This window comes from Salinimonas marina (assembly GCF_015644725.1).
In the GTDB taxonomy this organism is placed as follows: Bacteria; Pseudomonadota; Gammaproteobacteria; order Enterobacterales; family Alteromonadaceae; genus Alteromonas.
Genome location: NZ_CP064795.1, coordinates 333,245 through 351,430 on the forward strand (window position 1 = coordinate 333,245; position 18,186 = coordinate 351,430).

The following is an 18,186-nucleotide window of genomic DNA, read 5'->3' on the forward strand; positions in this document are numbered from 1 at the left end:
ATGATTAAATTTGAGCAGGTCAGTAAAACCTATGCGGGTGGCCAGCGAGCTCTGAGCAAGGTGAATTTTCATATTGCGCCGGGGGAAATGGCGTTTCTGACCGGCCATTCCGGTGCCGGTAAAAGTACGCTGCTGAAGCTTATCAGTATTATGGAGCGCCCCACAGTGGGCCGGGTGATGATCAACGGTCATGATCTGAACACCATCAAGCGTCGGCAAATAGCCTATATTCGTCGTGATATAGGCATGATTTTTCAAAGCCATCAGTTGTTGATGGACAAAACCGTGTTCGACAATGTGGCGCTGCCATTGGTCATTGAAGGCTATACCCATAAAGAAATATCTCGCCGGGTGCATGCTGCCCTAGAGATGGTGGGGCTGCGGGATAAAGCCCGCGATATTCCCGTGATGCTCTCAGGTGGTGAACAACAGCGGGTCGGCATTGCCCGGGCCGTGGTCAACAAGCCGCCCTTATTGTTGGCCGATGAGCCCACCGGTAACCTGGATCCCAAACTGTCGATGGAAATTGTGCGTCTGTTTGAAGATTTCAATCAGGCCGGGGTTTCGGTATTGATTGCTACCCACGACCTGGGCCTGATTGCCCGCATGAAATATCGTACCCTGACCTTAAAAGACGGACAAATGATTACCGATGGATTGTCGGATGGCATGCAGGAGACAAACCGATGAGCCTGTTATTTAAAGGTCGCCCCCAGGGCGCCAGCGATGCCCGGGTGGGGTTATGGCAAATGCTGTCGATGCTGGTTATTTCACACATTCGTCAGGCACTGAACAGCTTAGGGGAGTTATGGCGCCAGCCGGCGGCCTCATTGATGACCATTGGGGTGCTGGGCTTGAGTATTACCTTGCCCAGTACCTTGTATATTCTGGTGAAAAATACCGAAAAAATCACCGCCGGCTGGGAGCAGGTGTCTGAAATTTCGTTATTTTTAGAGTCGCAGACCAATACCGGCAGTGCCCAGCAACTGATTACCCGCATCAAAACCTGGCCGGAAGTGGACAAGGTGACCTACATCCCGGCGGATGACGCGTTAAAAGAGTTTCAGCAGTTGTCGGGGCTGGGCGATGCTATGGCTTACCTGAAAAGCAATCCATTGCCGGATGTGGTGCTGGTTACGCCCGCTCAGAAACATGTGTCACCTCAGGCGGCACGTGCCTTACTGGCGAAGTTAACCGAGCAGCGTGAGGTGGATGTCGGCAAGCTGGATGTAGAGTGGCTGGAGCGGTTATATGCGGTACTTAACATTGCCCGGGAACTGGTGACCTTGATCGGCGGTTTGTTGTTTATCTCGGTGGTATTGATTATTGGGAATACAATAAGGCTGAATATCCTAAGCAAGCGGGATGAAATTCTGGTGATGAAGCTGGTGGGGGCCACCGATGCGTTTATCCACCGTCCTTTTTTATATACCGGTTTCTGGTATGGTCTGTTAGGCGGGCTCATTGCCTGGTTTGCGGTCATCCTTATCCTGTGGTGGATGGACAGCAGCATTCAGGCGTTTGCCAGCTTATATCAAAAGCAATTTAATATTACCGGGTTAACCGGCACCGCGCTGCTGACTATGTTGGGCCTGTCGGTGCTGCTGGGGCTGGTGGGATCGGTCATTTCAGTTCAGCGTCATGTACGTGAAATCGAGCCGCGGTAATGATTATCTGCGGTCATGCCAACGGGCCGCGCTAAAGTATCTGGCCGCCACGTATTTTTTGCTAAAAACGTGTTGCTAAAAACGGGCTAGAGTGAACGGGTGGTCGGGAAGTACGATGACATCGTGCTTCTGACGCTATTGCCCCAGACGATGGCCTGATTGTACAAACTATGCAGCTGTTTCTGATCAATATCTAATGCTTTGGATTGCTTGATAACATTGAGCCACAGCGCGCTTTCAAACGCCCTGACTAATGCCAGGTAATGATTGAACTCGCTCGATTTACCCAGTAATGCATTGTTGACTTCATCCACCAGCGGCAGCTGTTTTAAGATGCCAGGCATGTCCTGATCCAATAAGGCATCAAGTAGCGAAAACAAACCAATCAAAAAACCTACCGGAGGGTCGGTTCTCTGTCCTCGCTGTTGCGCCAGCAAATCAAAAAATTTGGCTCTGACCAGCGACATATGAATCACTTCCAGCGGTTTCTCATCACCCAGATGCGCCAGGGACAACAAGGCAATAAACTTTTTGATTTCTACCTCACCCATATAGTTCAGCGCATGTTTAAGCGATGAGATTTCATGGCGTTTATTGATGGTGGGGTTGTTGATAAAACGCAGTAATAGATAGCTCAGGGCAGCATCGCGTTCAATAATCTGATTGATCCGGTTGATATCAAAATCTTCTGCCGAGCTTTCGCCCATCAAGTCCACCAGGTTCATTTTCGAGGCCGGCAGCTGCCGGGCTATCCTGGCCTCAGGCTGAGCAAAAAAATAGCCCTGGAACAAGTCAAATCCCAGCTCCCGACACTGGGTAAACGCATCATGGGTACCGACATTTTCGGCAATGAGCTTAACATTGGCATCGGCAAAACGGGGCAAGCGGCGAGTCACATAGTCCGCCCGAATTTTGCCAATATCAACTTTGACGATATCCAAAAGCGGTAGGATGGCGCTTTGGCTACTCAGCATCATGGGATCATCCAACGCAATCTGATAGCCTAATTGTTTAATATGTTTGCAAGCTTCAATGAGCCCGGAGCCATGGTCCGGACTTTCAGATAATTCCACCACTACTCTTTGAGGATCTAAATTGGTGGGGAACCGGCTGATCAGCGTCTCGGCTCTAAAATTGATGAATGACATCTTTTGAGCACTCATATCGTCCAGACCCAGGGGATTGAAACGCTCGGCGATAGCCGCGACTTTCTCTGACGTGGCATCAGGAAAGCAGCCACCCTTACCATCTCGAAACAACAGTTCGTAGGCAAATACATCCTTTTGGCAGTCCAGAATGGGCTGGCGAGCGATAAACGCAAACATTCCTATATTTCTTCCTACAGGGACAACGGCGCAGATGCGCATTGCATTTTATTTTAAAGTATAGATGCACTGTACCCTAGCGACCCGACGCAATCCAGCGTAAAAATTCACCGGCTAACATTGTCTAAAAATGAACATCATTCATAGCAAGCACCGGTTACTACTAGGGTGCGCGCAACAAATCTGCCGCGCTAACCGCATCAAACTCAGACAATGAAGACTGATGTAAGTATAGCGAGTTTAACCCAAAGCGCCTTATTAACCATTTGTAATACCCGTCGTGCCAATCGCATCGGTCTGGCAGGCCCGAGACCGCGGCGTGTGTAATTTTGCCAGAGCCAGGCAAATGCGCCGAACGGGGGCAGTCCACGTGGCCGGGCCGGCGCCACCGCAAGGTCACTAGAATACGTGTTATGGGATTTTGAGCCAGACTACATAAGTTTAATGTTTGCAGGTATTTTCACCACTGGTCAGTATTTTATCGTTACGACATTGGGGTTATTAACGCCTGGCGAAAAACAAGCTGGAAGGTGCGCCGTGAGAACGGCACGAAACCTGCGCCTAAGCCGCACAGTGACGCCTTTTTTCCACACTCGCCGGTGGTGGAGCCTGCCTCTGTGAATAGATTACAAGTGTAGCGCAAGCCTGACTGTGGCGGTTTATCCGCATGGATATCGACCTTAAACGACAACCGGCCATGGCGGCCACTGGTACGGGTCAGATTACCTGTGGGCCGCTGACACCAAGGGGGTGGGCGGTTGAAGCAATGTCCTCAAAGTGGCTGGTCGGCTACGGTGGTAACCATAAAAACATTCGGCCCTGGTGGTTCATGGCATGTGACTTGCTGCGCTAGGGATGCACAATCGAAAGTAGACCAGTATCGATGCCTGCGCCGATCTTAATGGTTTGGGGCAGGCTGCGTTGCCACTTTATTTATGTTGGTCTACCTTGCATATGGATTACTTTAAAAGGCTTTTTCTTTTTGGAACTTTTTTGGTAATTTTCGGGTCTTGGTAGTTGTCAATTTGACAATAAGCCCCTACATTGCAATACGGCGAATGTCTATGTTCGCAAAGTGGCATTGGAGTTGGTACAATGGTGTGCTTAACTAACTGAGGTGATTATGAGCAAAACAATGCAATCAATGGCCCTTTCCGTTCCGCATAACGGTAGCATCGAAGGCTACATGCAGGCAGTCAGCTCGATAGACATGCTGTCGGCTGAAGAGGAACGTTCTCTGGCGTTGAAACTTCGTGAAGATGAAGATCTGGAATCAGCACGTAAGCTGGTTATGTCTCATCTGCGCTTTGTTGTGCATATCGCTAAATCCTATTCAGGTTATGGATTACCTCAGGCTGATCTTATTCAGGAAGGTAACATTGGCCTGATGAAAGCCGTTAAGCGTTTCGACCCGTCGGTTGGCGTGCGGTTGGTTTCATTTGCCGTTCACTGGATTAAAGCCGAGATTCACGAGTTTGTACTGAAAAACTGGCGCATCGTTAAAGTAGCCACTACCAAAGCCCAGCGTAAATTATTCTTTAATCTGCGTAAGGCGAAAAAACGGTTAGGTTGGTTTACCCATGACGAAGTGCAAAAAGTAGCTGATGAGCTGGGTGTAAGCACCAAAGAGGTGCTGCAAATGGAAGCTCGTATGAGTAGTCAGGATCAGGCATTTGACTTAAGTGCTGATGATGATGAAAACGGCAGCTTTGCCCCGGTCCAGTTTTTAGAAGACAAAACCACGGATGTGGAAACTGATGTGATTAATCAGGACTGGGACTCAAATGCCAACCGGCGTTTGCATTCAGCAATTAAAACGCTGGATGCCCGTAGTCAGGATATCATCGAAACACGCTGGTTAGCGGACAATAAAATTACGTTGCAGGATTTGGCTGATAAGTATCAGGTTTCTGCTGAGCGGGTCCGTCAGATTGAAAAAAATGCAATGAAAAAATTGCAGTCGGCGATGGTGGTCTGATAATCCATTAGCCCTAAAAAAAGCGCCCACCGGCGCTTTTTTTTGTGCGTAAAATTCAGGCTAAATAGCGCCCAATCTTAGACGTACGGCGATCATAGACGCACGCCGACCACGATGACTACTTTTCGGGCCTTTTCTATGGCCACTTTCTTGCCCGGTTCGCCACCGCCTAACAGCATGATGCGGGTGGCGCCAGCCGTGAAAGGGGTGCCGATGGTGGTCATGACACAGCGTCACCGGGGGCGGTTGCCGGTAGCACCCAGTACACGCCTTTAAACTCAGCCACCGGACTTTCATCATCCAAAATATCCACCTGAATGGTGAACCGACTTTTTTTATCCTTCTCCACCAGACTGAACTTGCCCTGCAACGACTCAATATTGCAGATGGCCCGGGGTTTCATGGTAACCGGTTTATGATAATGGATATCCCCGTCGCCCAGCACAATGTCACCCTGCAGCTGGCGTTCTTTTAACTGTAAAAACAACAGCCCCCAACCGGTGAGCGTGGCCAGCGAAAAAATACTGCCAGCGAACATGGTGCCGTGCACATTGATGTTTTTGTTCAGTGAAGCCCGGGTTTCGAGGGTCTTGCCGCTATACTGATGCAGCTTGATGCCCATATGTTCGGTAATGGGGATAGTATCGGTCCAGGTGTTCTGCAGCTCCTGACACCATTTTGGATGCAGGATCAGTGAGCTGAAGTCAGTGAGCTTTTTAACCATCTGCTGGCGCTTTAACATACCCAGCTCATTGGGCGCTTCCCGTTCGACCACAAAGCCACAGGCCGAAAAAAAGTCGATAGAGGTTTCACGGCTGTTGGTCACGGCCCGCACTGCGCCTAAATCCCGGGCCACATTTTCCAGTGCCCCCAGAATCATTTGTCCCAGGCCGCGCCGGTGATAATCGGCATGGACCGCAATATGACGAATTTGTGCTTCTTCGGCCGTGTTCATATGGACCCGGCCACACGCCACGATCTTTCCAGCGCCGTCAACAAGCATGCGGTGTTCGGCGACTTGCTCGTATTCGTCTTTTTCTGAGCCGGGGGGGAAATTCCAGGGCTGGCGCAGGTAAGTCCAGCGAAAGGTAAAATAAGCCTGTAACTGTTCTTCTGTTTGTGGTGTCACGACTCTAAACACATCAACCCCAAATTATTATCATTATACGGATCCCATTTAACCCTATGGAATTGGTCCCCACAAGCTTAAAATTGAAACTGAAAGGTGACCGGTCCATCGTTGATCAGGGAAACCTGCATATCGGCCCCAAATTCGCCGGTACTAAAGGGCAGGCCACTGCGGGTCAGGGCCTCAATGGTTTGTTGATATATAGCTTCGCCATGGGCCGGACTGGCGCCACGGGAAAACCCCGGCCGATTGCCTTTTTGCGTATCCGCCACCAGCGTAAATTGTGACACCAGCAAAATTTCGCCTTCAGCCTGGCGCACATTCAGGTTCATCTTGCCCTCCTGGTCGCTAAACAGTCGGTAGTTACTGAGTTTATTGACCAGCTTATCTATCTGAGCCTGACTATCCTCCTGTTCCACCCCTAACAGCACCAGCATCCCGTGACCGATGCTGCCCACGGTACGTGATTCGACCTCGACACTGGCTTTGGTAACACGTTGTATAAGTGCGATCATCCTAAGGCTCCTAAATATCTGGACATATCCCGGGTGGCCTGACACAGACGCAGCGCGACCCCGGCCTCACTGGTGGTGTGACCGGCATCGGCGACCACATGCAAATCGCTGCCTTTCCAGGCTTTATGTAATTGCCAGGCGCCGCGGGTACGGCAAATGACATCATAGCGGCCATGAATGATGGTGCCAGGCAAGTGGCTAATTTTATGCAGGTTATCGAGAATGTAATTTTCAGTAAGAAAGCAGTTGTTCAGCAGATAATGGCATTCGAGTTTTGCCAGACAGGTAACCAGGGGTAACGGATAATGGGTGGTGATATCCCCGGTCCCCGGTGGCAATGACATCCGTGATAATCGTTCTTCCCAGATATACCAGCGTTTGAGCGCGCTTAACCGCTGGTTTTCATCCGGACTTTCAAACTGACTGTGATACCACTGGCAAATTCGGGTCGGCGTCAGGGGCGGCGGAATATCATCAACAAAAATCTCGTAATGCTCAGGAAACAGCTGTGCGCCCCGCCGGTAGGACCTAAAAACCAATCCCGATCTTCCTGACGAGCCAGAAAAACCCCGCGAAGAATCAGTCCTGAAACAGTGTCTGGGGCATCAATGGCCGCCAGCAAAGCTAGCGTGGCGCCCCATGAACCGCCAAACAATACCCATTTGTCCACCTGCAGATGCTCACGCAACGCACGGATGTCCTGCAGGGTATGGGCCGTGGTGTTATTCTGGGTGCACCCAAACGGTTTGGAGCGACCGCACCCACGCTGCTCAAACGCGATGATGCGATAGCGGTTCCCATCAAAAAAACGCCGATAGTTAGGCGCCAGGCCGGCACCGGGGCCGCCATGCAGATACAACACCGGAATGCCATCCGGGTTGCCGCTTAACTCATAATACAAGTTGATGTCATCCTGGGTGTGCAGATAGCCGCTGGCGTAACATCCTATGTCGGGATAAAGTCGTTTCATTTTATTTCAGCACATTGTTTAGCCGGAGTTTTTGGTTTAGCTTAGGGTTATTCTGTTCTGTCTGGATTCAGCGAACCGGCATCACAGTTTTTTTATACTTTTACGCTACTAAAACACATTTTTATAAAATATTCGAGGATGTCACCATGGCCGGACAAGGTTCAGGCGGAAATGTTATCGCTGCACTGTGCAATTTTTTTATCCCAGGGTTGGGCCAATTGGTCCAGGGCAGGGTACTTAAAGCCATCATGTTTTTTTTAGTCGTAAGTGCCTGTTATGCCATGGCTGCGACAGTCATTCTGTTTTTGTTGTGGCCGGTAGGCGCAATCTTTCATCTGTGGTCGATAATTGATGCGGCCACCTACAAAGGGGGAAATTAACCTCATGAGATTAAAATCGTTATTACTGGGGGCCGCGCTGTCCTCTACTCTGGTGTTAACCGGGTGTCAGTCCGCCTACTACTCTGCCTGGGAAAAACTGGGTGTTGAAAAACGTGACATCATGGTAGACCGGGTTGAAAATGCCAAAGAGTCTCAGGAAGATGCCCAGGAGCAATTCAGCTCTGCGCTGGAAGAATTCAGTGCCCTGATTAACTTTGACGGCGGCGAATTAGAAGATGTTTATAATGATCTGAACGATGAATATCAGGCCAGCCAGGCAGCCGCCGAAGAGGTGTCCTCGCGGATCAATAATGTAGAGAGCGTCGCGGACGATTTGTTTGACGAGTGGGAAGATGAGCTGGAGCAGTATCAAAGCACTTCACTGCGCCGCGAAAGTGAAAACAAATTGCGCGAAACCCGTCGTCGCTACGACAGCATGCTCAAAGCCATGCGCCGTGCCGAGTCAAAAATGGATCCGGTGTTGCAGGCCTTGGAAGACAATGTGCTGTATTTAAAGCATAACCTCAATGCCAGTGCTATCGGTGCCTTGCAAGGCGAATTATCCCAGATGAAAGGTGACATCAGCTCGCTGATTGAAGACATGAACTCGGCCATCGCCGAGTCAGATGCCTTTATTAAATCAATGAAGTAAGTTTTATCTACGCCTGCCCCTGTTATTCCAGGGGCAGCTTGCGCGGTTCCTGCTCGGCTTTTTTAGCTTCCAGGGTGTCCGTTAAACTGCAGGTGAATTCGGCGCCCAACAACACCACCACCCACGACACATACACCCATAAAAACAAAATGGGTAATACCGCCAGTGCCCCGTAAATGACCTGATAAGCTGCAAAGTTGGTCACATAAAACGCAAATCCCTTCTTGGTAATTTCAAAGCATAAGGTGGCCACAATGGCACCTGGCACTGCGTACCGTGCTTTTACCTGCCGGTTAGGCACCAGCATATATAAAATGATGAAGGTCAGCAGAGTCGCAATGCTGGGCACCAGGTTGAGCATAAAGGTGCCCAGGCCAGGGGTGTATTCTTCGGCAAACGCGGCAATTCCCGTCAGATAGGAGCTGACCACCACACTGGTGCCAATGAGCATAGGACCTAAGGTGATCACCATCCAGTAGATGGCAAAGGTGTAGATAATGGGCCTGTCGCTGGGGGTTTTCCAAATGCGGTTCAGCGTTTTATCGACATTGGATATCAGCAGCAGGGCCACCACCAGCAACGATAATATTCCCACGGCCCCCATTTCAGAGGCGTTGTTAACAAAGTCGCTCATGTACTGGTACACCACATCGCTGGCGGTGGGGACAAAGTTGGAAAACACAAACTGTTCAAGTTTACTGCGCACCGATTTGAACGCCGGAAACGCACTCATGACCGTGAAGGTCACCATAATAAACGGTACCAGCGACAACAAGGTGACATACGTCAGGTGCCCGGCCGAGATGGTAATATTGTCGGCCTTACAGCGCGCAGTAAAAATACCGGCAAATTCTTTACCGTGTTCGGCAGCTAAGCGCCACATTTCAGAAGGGGTTCGCGTACCCACAGTGTACTCCTTACACCAAAAAACTGACTCCAGTGTAGCGTGACTTGTAACAGGCTTACAGTGTTTATCCGGTGACCCGCTATTGCCTGGGCTTAACGCACCCCCAGCATGTGACAAATTGCGTAGCTGAGTTCGCTGCGATTAAGGGTATAAAAATGAAAATGCTTTACGCCTTCTTTGGCCAGAACTTTAACCTGCTCCATGGCAATATTGGCGCCCAGTAAATTGCGGGTGGTCTGGTCGTCTTCCGCCAGCCCGTCAAACATTTTGTGCATCCAGCCGGGCACATGCACATTGGCAAATTCAGCAAACTTGAGCAGGGTCTGATAATTGGTAACCGGCAATATACCTGGCACAATATCCAGCTCAATGCCGGTGGCCGCCGCGCGATCGCGAAAACGCAAAAAGGTGCTGGTATCGAAAAAGAACTGGGTGATGGCCTCGCTGGCCCCGGCCTCCGCTTTTCGTTTTAAGTTGAGTAAATCGGCCTGCGGGTTAGCCGCCTCGGGGTGCTTTTCCGGATAAGCCGCCACCGACACCTCAAAATCGGCCACCTCCTTTAACAGTGTGACCAGTTGTGAGGCGTACATTTCGGTTTTTTCCATCCCTGGCGGCAGATCACCACGCAAGGCCACAATGCGACGGATGCCGGAGTCCCAGTAATCCTGAGCAATTTGTTTTAGCTCATCGCGGCTGGCATCCACACAGGTCAGATGCGGGGCGGCGGCGATGCCCGTCTGCTGATGAATACGTTTGACAACCTCATGGGTGCGATCCCGCTCGCCACTATTTGCACCGTAAGTCACCGACATATAGGAGGGCTTGAGCGGTGCCAGGCGCTCTACCGACTTCCACAGGGTTTGTTCCATTTTTTCCGACTTGGGCGGAAAAAACTCAAACGAGACATTGATGTCACGTAATTCAGACAATGATTGGTTTAGGGCATCTATCCCCTGTGCATAAGACACCATAAAATACTCAAATTTGGCCGTTTAGACGTCTAAATTAGTTAATATATGTCTAGACGTCAAGCGGTTTACACTGCTCAATTGACCTTTTCTGTACAAAGTTTAGAATTTACCTTCATATATAATAACGAGCAGTCTGAGAGCTTTGAATGGCACAATGGAACGGAAAGTATATTCACCCCTACGCAGAACATGGCAAAAAGAGCGAACAGGTAAAAAAAGTCACGGTATCGATCCCCATCAATGTGCTCAAAGAGCTGACTGATGAACGGACCCGCCGGCAGATAAATAATTTACGTCACGCCACCAATTCAGAATTGTTGTGCGAGGCATTTTTGCATGCCTTTACCGGTCAGCCGTTGCCCAATGATGATGATCTTCGTAAAGATAATCCGAATCGGGTCCCGGCCGAAGCCCGCCGGATCATGGAAGCCATGGGCATTGACTCTTCAATTGAGAATGATGCTTAAGAGATGATTGTAACGGCGCCTCAGATCTGAGGCGCCGTTGCTACAAGTGAACGGACCCGACGCGGGTTCAGTCGTCGTTGTAGTGAGAGGGTAAGGTTTCCAGCCGGGCAACCCCCGAAGCAATGGCGGCTTTAGCCACTGCGGTGGCAATCCGGGAACACAGTCGCGGGTCCATCGGCTTTGGAATAATATAGTCTTTGCCGAAGGTCAGCGAGGCTGAATTACTGGCTTTTAGCACTTCCGGTGGCACCTCTTCTTTGGTGATACCACGAATGGCTTCCACCGCTGCTACTTTCATTTCATCATTAATGGCACTGGCCCGAACATCCAGCGCGCCCCTGAAAATAAAGGGGAAACACAGTACATTGTTCACCTGATTGGGGTAGTCAGAACGGCCTGTGGCCATAATCAGATCGTCTCTTACTTCCCGGGCCAGTTCTGGTTTAATCTCAGGATCCGGGTTTGAGCAGGCAAACACCACCGGGTTTGGTGCCATCAGTTTTAAGGCTTCAGGAGGCAACAAGTCAGGACCAGACACCCCCACAAAAATATCCGCCCCGTCCATTACATCTTCCAGGGTGCGTTTATCCGTGTTGTTGGCAAACAGCTGTTTATGTTCGGTTAAGTCATCCCGGCGGGTATGAATCACGCCTTTGCGATCGAGCATATAGATGCGTTCGCGCTGGGCACCACATTTAATCAGCAATTCCATACAGGCGACGGCAGCGGCGCCGGCCCCCAGACACACAATTTTGGCATCTTCGATATTTTTGTCCTGAATTTCTAATGCATTCAGCATCCCGGCGGCGGTGACAATCGCGGTACCATGCTGGTCATCATGAAACACCGGGATCTTGCAGCGTTTAATCAGCTCCTGCTCAATTTCGAAACATTCCGGCGCTTTGATATCTTCTAAATTAATGCCGCCAAAGGTGTCAGCAATATTGGCCACCGTATTAATGAACTCTTCGGTGGTGCGGTGTTTAACCTCTATATCAATGGCATCAAGACCGGCAAAACGTTTAAACAGCAAGGCTTTGCCTTCCATTACCGGCTTTGAAGCCAGGGGGCCCAGATTGCCAAGCCCCAGTATCGCGGTGCCATTGCTGATGACTGCCACCATATTGCCTTTGCCGGTATACCGATAAGCTTCTTCGGGATCATTCGCAATCTCGCGTACAGGTTCAGCCACGCCCGGACTGTAAGCCAGCGCCAGGTCATCCACGGTTTCGGCGGGTTTTGATAATTCGACCCGAATTTTGCCCGGGGTAGGTTTTGCATGATAATCAAGCGCACGTTGTCTGAAATCTGACATTTATCGATGTCCTTTATGGTCTCTGGTGTAGGGTTGTACTGTCGACAGCCCGGCCGGGGCTGGCGTGCTGCTGTTATTAGACAGGGCCGGTTTTGCTGGGTGGTCTGTCTATTTATTTTTTGAGGTTACTTTAGCACAGCCTCACCGGGCGAACATATCTGATGACGTTCTGGTTCAATCTAATGGATTCGCGCCGCGGCGGCTAGACACATCGCCGCATAATCTCTATTTTTGCTGTTTATACTGCTTTAGCCCCTATAGGTTGCAGTATGCGCAGGGCGGGCAATAGATCAAAAGCCATGACTGCAGAAAAGCACAGAACCGAGGTTACAGCACGAAGACGATGACGAAGAGGGGCGCGGCTTTACCCTTTTTAAGGGCGAAGCAACAGACATAAAAAAAGCGCCATAAGGCGCTTTTTTTGGAATCTGTGACCCGGGCTTACTTTTTGCCCAGTGCACCGAAACGTTTCTTGAAGCGGTCAACACGACCACCGGTGTCAACGTTACGCTGCTTACCAGTATAGAAAGGGTGACAGTTTGAACATACGTCCAGGTTCAGGTCCTTACCTACGGTAGAGCGAACTTTGATTTCGTTACCACAAGAACAGCTTGCAGTAATTTCAGCATACTTTGGATGAATATCTTGTTTCATGGGTTACCTCAACACTAAGGCCGTATCGCTATTTAACCCGAAGCTAAACACCATACGTTACTTAAATAATAACAAAGCCAACATGGGCCTTGCTGTAAAGAGCCGCGCATATTAATGTATGCCGCAATACTATTCAAGTGGCAGCCTGCAAAAAGGCGCGTCTAAAACCAACCACTCAAGCACAAATTGCTGCGTATTACCAACTTTATGACCATCGTTTATCTTGATGTTGCTGTACCGGTGCCGTTGCGCCAGACATTTACCTATACCCACAATGAAGCACTAAGCCCTGGTGTGCGCGTGAGTGTGCCCTTTGGAAAACGACATCTGGTGGGGGTGGTGGTAGGTCAGCACAATTCGGTAGAGCAGACCGCCCGTTTAAAGGCAGTGGATAAGGTGCTGGACACGACCCCGGTACTTGATGATGTGTCTATGAGTTTGGGCCGCTGGTTGTGGCAATATTACCATCATGCACCCGGGGAAGTGCTGCACACGGCATTGCCGGTTAAACTTCGCAAAGGCGAGCCTGCCGAACCGCCCCCCCAAAACTGGTATCGGGTAAGTGCAAACGGCGCCCAGACCGATGCCGGGGAGCTGGCCCGTGCTCCCCGGCAACAGGCCTGTTTGGCACACCTGCAGGAAGCGCCACTACCGGCGGGTGAGTTAAAACAAAGGTATTCACCGGCAATTTTGAAAGCGCTTGACGAACGGGGGTTGATAGAAGCCTTCGAACAGGCTTATCAGCCGAAGCCCCGGGTCTGGCTGCAGACATTAAAACTCAGCGAAAAACCCCGTCCTGATCCCCAGCAGGCGGTCGCGATTGCGGCCATTAATCAGCGCGCCGGCGAATTTGCCCCGTTTTTGTTAGAAGGGGTCACCGGCAGCGGCAAAACCGAAGTCTATTTACAGGCCATCGAAACGACCCTAAGTGCCGGACGCCAGGTGTTAATTCTGGTGCCCGAAATCGGACTGACCCCGCAAACCGTCAGTCGGTTTGAACAGCGCTTTGGCATTGAGGTGGCGGTACTGCACTCGCAGATCACCGATACCGCCCGGCTTACCATCTGGCAACAAGCCCGCGCAGGGGAGCTGGGGATTATCATTGGTACCCGGTCGGCAATTTTTACCCCGCTGAAATTCCCCGGGATGCTGATTGTAGATGAAGAGCACGATGAGTCATTCAAACAACAGGATGGCTTGCGATACCACGCTCGCGATTTAGCGGTGATGCGCGCCAGAAAGGAAAATATTCCGCTGGTACTGGGCAGCGCCACCCCCTCGCTGGAAACACTGAATAATGCCTTAAGCAAACGCTATCAGCATCTGCACCTGACCCAGCGCGCTGCCGGCGCGGTTGCTACCATGCAGCATCTACTGGATGTGCGCGATCAACCCATTCGCTTTGGGCTGGCAGAAGGCACCCTGGCATTAATGCGCCAGCATTTGAGTCAGGGTAATCAGGTGCTGGTGTTTGTAAACCGCCGGGGGTATGCCCCGGCGCTGCTGTGCCATCATTGCGGCCATACCGAAACCTGTCAGCGGTGTGAACGGCCCTATACTGTTCACCGCACGCATCAGCGCCTGCAATGTCACCACTGCGCCAGTACCCGTCCTGTACCGTCTAAATGCCAGAGCTGCGGGGCCGGTGAACTGGTCACAGCCGGGGTGGGTACCGAACAGTTAGAGCAGGGATTGAGCCAGTTGTTTCCGGATGCCGCCCAGGTGCGCATTGACAGCGACTCGGTCCGTGGCAAAGACAAACTGCAGACCATGCTTAATAAAATAAATCATCAGCAGTATCAGTTGCTCATCGGTACGCAGATTCTATCCAAAGGGCACCATTTCCCCCACGTGACGCTGGTGGTGGTGCTGGACTGCGATGGGGCTTTATTCAGCGCCGATTTTCGGGCGCCGGAAAAACTGGCGCAACTGGTTACCCAACTGGCCGGCCGCGCCGGGCGCGCCAGTAAGCCAGGGGAGATGTGGCTGCAAACTCACAACCCCGGTCATCCACTATTGCAGGATTTGGTTAATAATGGCTATGCGCACTTTGCCCGGCATGCGCTGCTTGAGCGCAAAATGGCGCAGCTACCGCCCTTTTGTGCCCAGGTGGTGATCAGGGCCGAGGCCATTGAAGGGGATCTGGCCTGGCGTTTTCTGAACCAGACGCAGGCAATTTTACAAATAGATGGCCTGCAACTGATTGGCCCCATGCCAGGACTCATTGAAAAGCGCCAGGGCCGATTTCGGTTTATGCTGGTCCTGCAGTCACCCCAGCGCCAGCATTTACATCAACAGCTTCGCCTGGCGCTGCCACATATCAGTGCACTGCCGGATGCGGCCCGGGTCCGCTGGTCATGTGATATCGATCCCACCGACTTTAGTTAGCCATTTCATCATAAAATGGGTACCTTACCACTAACCGTCTAATTTACAGGCAGCAATTGGTTTCGGTTTTAGGTTACACTTAAGCTTTCGTGCGCAGTAACCTGTTGTTGTTGCATTAACCAAGGGATATGAGTGCCGGTTTATGGCTCAACGTGATTATGTTTCTCGCGGTCGTGGTTCCCAGGGCCCAAACAAAAAAAACAATAAAAAACCCAGACGAGGTAAACAAACCAAAGAGACAGGGACGCCCAAAGTTTCGCGGCTAATCGCCGGCGTAGTGGTGTTTCTGGTATTGGGCTTTATCTGGTTTTTATGGTCAATCAAAGACAGCGCCAAAGACAATATTGATGGTCCGGTCGCGCCACCGGCTTCAGTGAGTCAGGAAGAAGAGCTACCCGAGATGCCCGAGGAGGAATGGGAATACATTAAGTCGCTGCCCGGCTATGAAGTGGAAGTAGAAGTCGCGCGCCAGGAAAAAACCGACAAGCTGTATCTGTTGCAATGTGGGTCGTTCCGCACCCGGCCGCAGGCAGAAGAAATGAAAGCCCAGATTGCCTTTCAGGGCCTGGAAGCCCAGATTCGTGATAGCAGCGGTTCCAATGGCAACTGGTTCCGGGTAATTTTAGGACCTCTGCAGACTAAGCGTGACGCCGAGCGGGCCAAACATACTTTACGCAAAATCAATATCACCACCTGCATCATTCTGACCTGGTCGGTATAAGCTCCCGCTTAATTTTGCCTGCACAATAGCCATCTGGTGTGCTATTGGCAGGCAATGCCTGGTTCAAGCCTTGAAATTTATAGGCCATCCCCCACTTAGTTATCATCAAGTTAAATTGCGTTGCCCACTTTGTGGCAAACTCGCCCAACCAACGGGGATAACAGTGACAACAATCGTATCAGTAAGACGAAATAATCAGGTAGTTATGGCCGGTGACGGTCAGGTTTCTTTGGGCAATACCGTAATGAAAGGCAATGCCCGTAAAGTTCGTCGGCTTTATAACGACAAAGTACTGGCCGGCTTTGCTGGTGGTACCGCCGATGCGTTTACCTTGTTTGAGCGATTTGAATCCAAATTAGAAACGCACCAGGGGCATCTGACCCGGGCGGCGGTGGAACTGGCCAAAGACTGGCGTACCGATCGGGCCTTGCGCCGGCTGGAAGCCTTGTTGGCAGTAGCGGATGAAACCGCCTCATTCATTATCACCGGTAACGGGGACGTGGTGCAGCCGGAACAGGATTTGATTGCGATTGGCTCAGGCGGTCCTTACGCCCAGTCGGCCGCGACCGCTTTGCTGGGTAACAGCGATCTCAGCGCCAAGGAAATTGCAGAAAAAAGCCTGACCATTGCCGGTGATATCTGCGTATACACCAATCATAATCAGGCTATTGAAGTTCTGGATTACTAAGTCCGCTAACTCTAGGTATTTATACTGGCTTGTGCACACAGGCCAGCTTTTTTAAGAAGGTTTTATTCATGTCTGAGATGACTCCCAGAGAAATCGTTCACGAGCTGGACAATCATATTATTGGTCAGCAGGACGCAAAACGCGCGGTGTCAATTGCACTGCGTAACCGCTGGCGCCGTATGCAATTACCTGATGAGCTGCGTCAGGAAGTAACTCCTAAGAACATTCTGATGATTGGTCCCACCGGGGTCGGTAAAACAGAAATTGCCCGGCGGCTGGCAAAACTGGCCAATGCCCCGTTTATCAAGGTGGAAGCCACAAAGTTCACCGAAGTGGGCTATGTAGGCAAGGAAGTGGAAACCATTATCCGTGATTTGGTCGATATTGCGGTAAAAATGACCAAAGAACAGGAAATGACCAAGGTGCGTTATCGCGCCGAGGAAGCCGCTGAAGATCGGATTCTGGATGTGTTGCTACCGCCGCCGGAAGATAAGTGGGGCAAAAAAGAAGATGTGGAAGATCGCGGCACCCGTCAGACTTTCCGTAAAAAGCTGCGTGAAGGCGAGCTGGACGATAAAGAGATTGAGATCGATCTGGCCCAGTCGCAAATGGGCGTAGAAATTATGGCCCCGCCGGGCATGGAAGAGATGACCAACCAGCTGCAGGGCATGTTCCAGAACCTGTCTGGCTCTCAGACCACCAAAAAGAAAAAAATGAAAATTAAGGATGCGTTCAAGGCGCTGGTGGAAGAAGAAGCCGCCCGCCTGGTCAATCAGGAAGATTTGAAAGAAAAAGCCATCGAGGCAGTGGAACAACACGGCATCGTGTTTGTGGATGAAATCGACAAAATCTGTAAGCGCGAAGGCAATAACTCCGGCGATGTGTCTCGTGAAGGGGTGCAGCGTGATCTTCTGCCATTGGTAGAAGGCTCGACGGTGTCGACCAAACACGGCATGGTGCGTACCGACCATATGCTGTTTATTGCCTCTGGGGCATTCCAGATGAGCAAACCTTCGGATCTTATCCCGGAATTGCAGGGCCGTTTGCCGATTCGGGTTGAACTGTCGGCATTAAAAGTTGAAGACTTCAAACGCATCCTGACCGAGCCAAATGCCTCGTTGTGTGAACAATATCAGGCGTTGATGCAAACCGAAGGGGTGACCATCGATTTTGTTGAGTCGGGCATTCAGCGCATTGCTGAAGCTGCGTGGCAAGTGAATGAGCGTCTCGAAAACATCGGTGCCCGTCGTCTGCATACGGTGCTGGAGCGTCTGATGGAAGATATCTCTTATGATGCTTCTGAAAAAAGCGGTGAATCATTCACTATTGATGCTGCCTATGTTGATGAGCATCTTGAGACATTGGTGGACAATGAAGATTTGAGCCGCTTCATCTTGTAAGTGACTCGCCAAACACATGGTTGATGAATAATTGAAAAGCCGCTGCCTGTCAGCGGCTT

The 18,186-nt window shown here is 50.9% G+C and carries 20 protein-coding genes; 10 read left to right on the plus strand and 10 right to left on the minus strand.

Annotated elements, in window-relative coordinates; genetic code table 11:
• Entirely contained in the window at window positions 1-690 is a 690-nt protein-coding gene (ftsE, locus tag IT774_RS01460) for a cell division ATP-binding protein FtsE (protein WP_195811036.1), read from the plus strand.
• Complete coding sequence (ftsX, locus tag IT774_RS01465; RefSeq protein WP_195811037.1) at window positions 687-1,667, plus strand: permease-like cell division protein FtsX; 981 nt, start codon at window positions 687-689, stop codon at window positions 1,665-1,667. Before ftsE ends, ftsX begins: the two co-directional genes overlap by 4 nt.
• 86 nt (window positions 1,668-1,753) lie before the next feature.
• Here the strand turns inward: ftsX and IT774_RS01470 are convergent, their stop codons facing one another.
• On the minus strand, window positions 1,754-2,992 hold the full coding sequence (locus IT774_RS01470; RefSeq protein ID WP_195811038.1) for an EAL and HDOD domain-containing protein: 1,239 nt from the start codon (window positions 2,990-2,992) through the stop codon (window positions 1,754-1,756).
• A gap of 1,123 nt (window positions 2,993-4,115) precedes the next feature.
• Here IT774_RS01470 and rpoH point away from each other — a divergent pair.
• Window positions 4,116-4,970 (plus strand): RNA polymerase sigma factor RpoH, encoded by an 855-nt coding sequence (gene rpoH / locus IT774_RS01475; protein ID WP_195811039.1) that lies wholly within the window; start codon window positions 4,116-4,118, stop codon window positions 4,968-4,970.
• Window positions 4,971-5,062: 92 nt separating this feature from the next.
• On the opposite strand, the gene IT774_RS17140 is transcribed toward rpoH, so the two are convergent.
• From IT774_RS17140 to IT774_RS17150, 5 genes are all read right to left on the minus strand, one after another.
• On the minus strand, window positions 5,063-5,194 hold the full coding sequence (locus IT774_RS17140) for a hypothetical protein (RefSeq protein WP_408641194.1): 132 nt from the start codon (window positions 5,192-5,194) through the stop codon (window positions 5,063-5,065).
• Window positions 5,191-6,111 (minus strand): bifunctional GNAT family N-acetyltransferase/hotdog fold thioesterase, encoded by a 921-nt coding sequence (locus IT774_RS01480; RefSeq protein ID WP_195811040.1) that lies wholly within the window; start codon window positions 6,109-6,111, stop codon window positions 5,191-5,193. Before IT774_RS01480 ends, IT774_RS17140 begins: the two co-directional genes overlap by 4 nt.
• A 65-nt stretch (window positions 6,112-6,176) precedes the next feature.
• A complete protein-coding gene (gene dtd / locus IT774_RS01485) occupies window positions 6,177-6,614 on the minus strand; it encodes a D-aminoacyl-tRNA deacylase (RefSeq protein ID WP_195811041.1) in 438 nt (145 codons plus the stop codon).
• A complete protein-coding gene (locus IT774_RS17145) occupies window positions 6,611-7,153 on the minus strand; it encodes an alpha/beta hydrolase family protein (RefSeq protein WP_232365070.1) in 543 nt (180 codons plus the stop codon). Before IT774_RS17145 ends, dtd begins: the two co-directional genes overlap by 4 nt.
• Window positions 7,069-7,584: an alpha/beta fold hydrolase gene (locus tag IT774_RS17150; protein ID WP_232365071.1), complete on the minus strand. Its 516-nt coding sequence runs from the start codon at window positions 7,582-7,584 to the stop codon at window positions 7,069-7,071. The genes IT774_RS17145 and IT774_RS17150 overlap by 85 nt, the downstream gene beginning before the upstream one ends.
• A 146-nt stretch (window positions 7,585-7,730) precedes the next feature.
• Between IT774_RS17150 and IT774_RS01495 the strand changes: the two genes are divergently transcribed.
• Together IT774_RS01495 and IT774_RS01500 are read left to right on the plus strand one after the other, a co-directional pair.
• Window positions 7,731-7,964 carry a DUF6677 family protein gene (locus IT774_RS01495; RefSeq protein WP_195811042.1) on the plus strand — a complete coding sequence of 78 codons (234 nt, stop codon included), beginning with the start codon at window positions 7,731-7,733 and terminating at the stop codon, window positions 7,962-7,964.
• A gap of 4 nt (window positions 7,965-7,968) precedes the next feature.
• A complete protein-coding gene (locus IT774_RS01500) occupies window positions 7,969-8,616 on the plus strand; it encodes a DUF2959 domain-containing protein (RefSeq protein ID WP_195811043.1) in 648 nt (215 codons plus the stop codon).
• 22 nt (window positions 8,617-8,638) lie between these two features.
• Here IT774_RS01500 and IT774_RS01505 read toward each other — a convergent pair whose 3' ends face one another.
• Together IT774_RS01505 and metF are read right to left on the minus strand one after the other, a co-directional pair.
• Window positions 8,639-9,499, minus strand: a complete 861-nt coding sequence (locus tag IT774_RS01505) for a virulence factor BrkB family protein (RefSeq protein ID WP_195812171.1) — start codon at window positions 9,497-9,499, stop codon at window positions 8,639-8,641.
• Between the two features lie 116 nt (window positions 9,500-9,615).
• Entirely contained in the window at window positions 9,616-10,494 is an 879-nt protein-coding gene (metF, locus tag IT774_RS01510; RefSeq protein ID WP_195811044.1) for a methylenetetrahydrofolate reductase, read from the minus strand.
• A 146-nt stretch (window positions 10,495-10,640) separates the two neighbouring features.
• On the opposite strand from metF, the gene metJ reads away from it, so the two are divergent.
• Window positions 10,641-10,961, plus strand: a complete 321-nt coding sequence (gene metJ, locus IT774_RS01515; protein WP_195811045.1) for a met regulon transcriptional regulator MetJ — start codon at window positions 10,641-10,643, stop codon at window positions 10,959-10,961.
• 67 nt (window positions 10,962-11,028) lie between these two features.
• Here the strand turns inward: metJ and IT774_RS01520 are convergent, their stop codons facing one another.
• Both IT774_RS01520 and rpmE read right to left on the minus strand, forming a co-directional pair.
• Window positions 11,029-12,276: a malic enzyme-like NAD(P)-binding protein gene (locus tag IT774_RS01520; RefSeq protein ID WP_195811046.1), complete on the minus strand. Its 1,248-nt coding sequence runs from the start codon at window positions 12,274-12,276 to the stop codon at window positions 11,029-11,031.
• A gap of 441 nt (window positions 12,277-12,717) precedes the next feature.
• Window positions 12,718-12,930 (minus strand): 50S ribosomal protein L31, encoded by a 213-nt coding sequence (rpmE, locus tag IT774_RS01525; RefSeq protein ID WP_195811047.1) that lies wholly within the window; start codon window positions 12,928-12,930, stop codon window positions 12,718-12,720.
• A gap of 213 nt (window positions 12,931-13,143) precedes the next feature.
• Here rpmE and priA point away from each other — a divergent pair, with 213 nt between their 5' ends.
• The 4 genes from priA (at window position 13,144) to hslU (ending at window position 18,127) form a co-directional block, all read left to right on the plus strand.
• Complete coding sequence (gene priA, locus IT774_RS01530) at window positions 13,144-15,318, plus strand: primosomal protein N' (protein WP_195812172.1); 2,175 nt, start codon at window positions 13,144-13,146, stop codon at window positions 15,316-15,318.
• 142 nt (window positions 15,319-15,460) lie between these two features.
• Window positions 15,461-16,039 carry an SPOR domain-containing protein gene (locus IT774_RS01535; RefSeq protein WP_195811048.1) on the plus strand — a complete coding sequence of 193 codons (579 nt, stop codon included), beginning with the start codon at window positions 15,461-15,463 and terminating at the stop codon, window positions 16,037-16,039.
• 163 nt (window positions 16,040-16,202) lie between these two features.
• Window positions 16,203-16,727, plus strand: a complete 525-nt coding sequence (hslV, locus tag IT774_RS01540; protein WP_195811049.1) for an ATP-dependent protease subunit HslV — start codon at window positions 16,203-16,205, stop codon at window positions 16,725-16,727.
• 68 nt (window positions 16,728-16,795) lie between these two features.
• Entirely contained in the window at window positions 16,796-18,127 is a 1,332-nt protein-coding gene (hslU, locus tag IT774_RS01545) for an HslU--HslV peptidase ATPase subunit (RefSeq protein ID WP_195811050.1), read from the plus strand.
• Window positions 18,128-18,186: the final 59 nt, after the last annotated feature.

What these genes read in the sequence shown, in the direction of transcription:
- metF (WP_195811044.1), bottom strand. Translation starts at nt 10,494, where the DNA reads ATGGTGTCTTATGCACAGGGGATAGATGCCCTAAACCAATCATTGTCT.
- IT774_RS17150 (WP_232365071.1), bottom strand. Translation starts at nt 7,584, where the DNA reads ATGAAACGACTTTATCCCGACATAGGATGTTACGCCAGCGGCTATCTG.
- ftsX (WP_195811037.1), top strand. Translation starts at nt 687, where the DNA reads ATGAGCCTGTTATTTAAAGGTCGCCCCCAGGGCGCCAGCGATGCCCGG.
- rpoH (WP_195811039.1), top strand. Translation starts at nt 4,116, where the DNA reads ATGAGCAAAACAATGCAATCAATGGCCCTTTCCGTTCCGCATAACGGT.
- metJ (WP_195811045.1), top strand. Translation starts at nt 10,641, where the DNA reads ATGGCACAATGGAACGGAAAGTATATTCACCCCTACGCAGAACATGGC.
- rpmE (WP_195811047.1), bottom strand. Translation starts at nt 12,930, where the DNA reads ATGAAACAAGATATTCATCCAAAGTATGCTGAAATTACTGCAAGCTGT.
- IT774_RS01520 (WP_195811046.1), bottom strand. Translation starts at nt 12,276, where the DNA reads ATGTCAGATTTCAGACAACGTGCGCTTGATTATCATGCAAAACCTACC.
- IT774_RS17140 (WP_408641194.1), bottom strand. Translation starts at nt 5,194, where the DNA reads ATGACCACCATCGGCACCCCTTTCACGGCTGGCGCCACCCGCATCATG.
- IT774_RS01505 (WP_195812171.1), bottom strand. Translation starts at nt 9,499, where the DNA reads ATGTGGCGCTTAGCTGCCGAACACGGTAAAGAATTTGCCGGTATTTTT.
- IT774_RS01495 (WP_195811042.1), top strand. Translation starts at nt 7,731, where the DNA reads ATGGCCGGACAAGGTTCAGGCGGAAATGTTATCGCTGCACTGTGCAAT.
- IT774_RS01500 (WP_195811043.1), top strand. Translation starts at nt 7,969, where the DNA reads ATGAGATTAAAATCGTTATTACTGGGGGCCGCGCTGTCCTCTACTCTG.
- IT774_RS01535 (WP_195811048.1), top strand. Translation starts at nt 15,461, where the DNA reads ATGGCTCAACGTGATTATGTTTCTCGCGGTCGTGGTTCCCAGGGCCCA.
- ftsE (WP_195811036.1), top strand. Translation starts at nt 1, where the DNA reads ATGATTAAATTTGAGCAGGTCAGTAAAACCTATGCGGGTGGCCAGCGA.
- IT774_RS01470 (WP_195811038.1), bottom strand. Translation starts at nt 2,992, where the DNA reads ATGTTTGCGTTTATCGCTCGCCAGCCCATTCTGGACTGCCAAAAGGAT.
- dtd (WP_195811041.1), bottom strand. Translation starts at nt 6,614, where the DNA reads ATGATCGCACTTATACAACGTGTTACCAAAGCCAGTGTCGAGGTCGAA.
- hslU (WP_195811050.1), top strand. Translation starts at nt 16,796, where the DNA reads ATGTCTGAGATGACTCCCAGAGAAATCGTTCACGAGCTGGACAATCAT.